Source organism: Shewanella electrica (genome assembly GCF_022321485.1).
Taxonomy (GTDB): domain Bacteria; phylum Pseudomonadota; class Gammaproteobacteria; order Enterobacterales; family Shewanellaceae; genus Shewanella; species Shewanella electrica.
Genome location: NZ_JAKOGG010000072.1, coordinates 1 through 235, shown reverse-complemented (window position 1 = coordinate 235; position 235 = coordinate 1). Strand labels below are relative to the sequence as shown.

1 protein-coding gene is annotated in these 235 nt (G+C 38.3%); it reads left to right on the top strand.

Annotated features, from left to right (window positions below):
* Nucleotides 1-13: 13 nt before the first annotated feature.
* Nucleotides 14-235: hypothetical protein (locus tag L9G74_RS23870; RefSeq protein ID WP_238898523.1), on the top strand; the 222-nt coding region annotated here is incomplete at its 3' end.

Genomic DNA, 235 nt, shown 5'->3' with positions numbered 1-235 from the left:
GGAATTTGAGAAGATGCAAGAGAAATATCCTGACAACTTCAGGCTTGACTTTGCTGTGAGCAGAGAGCAAACAAACGAAAAAGGAGAGAAAATGTACATCCAAACACGAATGGCTCAATATGCAGAAGAGTTATGGGAATTACTGAAGAAAGATAACACTTTTGTCTATATGTGTGGACTGAAGGGAATGGAAAAGGGTATAGATGACATAATGGTTTCATTGGCTGCAAAAGAT